3 protein-coding genes are annotated in these 2,780 nt (G+C 34.4%); all 3 read left to right on the forward strand.

Annotation, left to right across the window (positions count from 1 at the left end):
• Nucleotides 1–21 precede the first annotated feature (21 nt).
• Nucleotides 22–981: a helix-turn-helix domain-containing protein gene (locus AB3X49_RS20755; RefSeq protein WP_002065832.1), complete on the forward strand. Its 960-nt coding sequence runs from the start codon at nucleotides 22–24 to the stop codon at nucleotides 979–981.
• A gap of 123 nt (nucleotides 982–1,104) precedes the next feature.
• On the forward strand, nucleotides 1,105–2,301 hold the full coding sequence (locus AB3X49_RS20760; RefSeq protein ID WP_002013052.1) for an MFS transporter: 1,197 nt from the start codon (nucleotides 1,105–1,107) through the stop codon (nucleotides 2,299–2,301).
• A gap of 41 nt (nucleotides 2,302–2,342) precedes the next feature.
• A partial coding sequence (locus AB3X49_RS20765) for a DinB family protein (protein ID WP_367964463.1) occupies nucleotides 2,343–2,780 on the forward strand: 438 nt, incomplete at its 3' end.

The raw sequence follows: 2,780 nt of genomic DNA on the forward strand, positions 1-2,780 counted from the left end.
CATAAAAGGAGTGTGGGTTTCATGGAGACTAACGGTTTTCATGATATTTTTCATAAATATTTTTATGGTTTACAAGTTGTAGAGGAAAGACATATGAATGTTCCAAAAACAATAGGTATGGGTGAAATACGAAGATGGACTTCATTTTCAGGTATGGAAATTGTGTTATCAAATTATCAATTTCATAATAACCATCGCATCCAGTTTGCATCTGATGCAGCAATGGTGGAGCTTAATTTTTGTTTACAAGGGTTCGGAGGAGTGCAAGTTGGTCATTCTTCGTATGAATTAATGACTGGAAATAGCTATTTATATTTTATGAATGATTTTGATGTAGTATTTGAATATGAAAAAGAAACGCCTCTATATTCATTAGCGATTGGGATTCCTGTACAATTGTTTAATCATTTCATGATGAATAATGCTATTGAAAAAAGTCTTGATTTTCATTCTATATTAGGAAATCAATCTTTTAAAAAGTTTCAAAATCCAATTGATTCTATAACATCTAATCTTATTAAGAGAATGATAGAGCATCCCCAAAAGGATCGTATTAGTCAACTAGAATTAGAAAGTAAAGCGCTCGAATTGCTTTCTATACATTTGGGGAGAGTGTTGCTTAATGATTGTGACGCAAATAAAAGGAGTCAATTATCAAAACAGGATTTGAATAAAATAAAACAGGCTGAAGAAATTTTACTTCAACGAATGGAATCACCCCCATCATTATTAGAATTAGCTAAAATAGTAGAGTTAAATGATTATAAATTAAAAATTGGGTTTAAAGAATTATTTGGGATGTCCACATTTGCATATTTACGAGAAAAGCGTATGGAGCATGCGATAGATTTACTGCGTTCGGGAAATAGTAATGTGACCGAAACGGCATTTGCAGTTGGATACAATAATGTCAGTCATTTTTCAGAGTTATTTCGTAAAAAGTATGGAATGAATCCATCAGAATTTTTACGTATTTATTAACGTAAAACAGGAATAATCCGCTATACCGTAAATTCCTCCGTCATTTGGTAGTTGCTTTTTGTAATGGTCATTATAATTACAAACAACATCCAATTGGAAATAACTTTTTATGGAGGAATTTAAATGAAAGAACGGAATGAAAGTCATTTTTGGATATTTGTATTAACAGGAATGTTTCTTATTATAACAACGACGGGTTTTGCACGTATGGCATATGGAATTATATTGCCGTTTATGCAAGAAGGACTCCATTTATCTACAGCTCAAGCAGGTATGTTAGGAACCATACTCTTTTTAGGGTATTTATTAACAGTCGGAACATCTGGAATACTTACTATCCGTTTTGGAGCAAAATCAGTTTTATTAATAGGGAGTTGGCTCGTCGTTATAAGTTTAATAGGATTAGCATTTGTCTCCTCATTTTGGATAGCCTCTATTTGTATGTTATGTGCTGGAGCTGGTAGTGCCCTTGTATATACACCACTCATGTCAATAACAGTAGGATGGTTTCCAGAAAAAAGAGGAACTGCAATGGGGCTATTATTAAGCGGTGCTGGCATAGGCATGCTATTTAGTGGAATAATTGTTCCTTATATAGTACGTGCATTTCCAGAGTATAGTTGGCGTGGTTCATGGCTTTTGTTTGGAGTTATTACATGTATTGTTGTATTCGTTGCCTCAATTGTTTTGAAAAATCCAGAAGTTACTGAAGATGAGGGGGAAAGGAATAATAAGTCGTTTTTATGGAAAACGAAAGAGCTATACATCATTGCATGGATGTATTTTATTGTGGGCGTTGTTTATTTAATTCCAAATTTATATCAAACTAGTTTTATGATTAATAATGGTATTGCGGCATCAATTTCGGGAACTGTTTATGCGATTGCAGGAATGTTTTCAATCGTAGGAGCTCCTGTCTGGGGATTGATTTCGGATCGGGTTGGTATAAAGAAGACGTTATGTATTGCACTTTTATTAGCTGTAATAGGTGATATGATTCCAATTATATTTGGACATACCATTGGCTTTATCATGTCGGCAATTATTTGGGGTTCCAGCCTCGGAGGTATCCTTTTATTAATTCAAGTTGCTGCTTCAAAGCAAGTATCTCCGAAATATGTCTCAATGGCAATTAGTTTTATATCCGTTTTCTATGCAGTTGGTCAAATGATTGGACCAGGACTTGCAGGATGGATTATCGGGGAAAGTGGATATACAACAGCTTATGGATTAGGTGCTTTTGGTTTCTTTATGTGCATATGTTTGGGATTAAGGCTAAAAAGAGGGGATCTGGCAAACTCAGCGTATATAGAGAAGTGAGTATTGTCTTGAAATGAATCTTTTTAATGGGGGGAAGCAAAGTGTTCCATGTTAAAGACGTATTAGCAGATCAGTTATTAGCAAATGCGAATGATCCCAGTTGGTATATTCCATTTTCAGATGCAGTTAAGGATTTATCTGAGAGAGAAGCTTTCTGGAAACCGAATGAAGAGTGTAATAGTATAGCTGAAATTGTACAACATTTACTGTATTGGAATACGACGTGGCAAACTAGGTACAAAGAATCAAATGTTAATGCTGTGCCCGCTATTGGTGATAATAACAAAAGTTTTATGCTATCAGATAATCAAACATTTGAAGAGTTAAGAGAAAAACTATTAGAGAAACTGTTACAATGGCAAAGTCTCATAAATGAAGACAAGGTTGAAAGTGATGTAATTGGATTTCCTGTATCTGCGAAGTGGTGGGAAGTATTAGCTAATGTAACGACTCATAACGCGTATCACATTGGTCAAATT

The sequence above is a fragment of the Bacillus sp. C30 genome, assembly GCF_040838255.1.
Lineage (GTDB): Bacteria > Bacillota > Bacilli > Bacillales > Bacillaceae_G > Bacillus_A > Bacillus_A mycoides.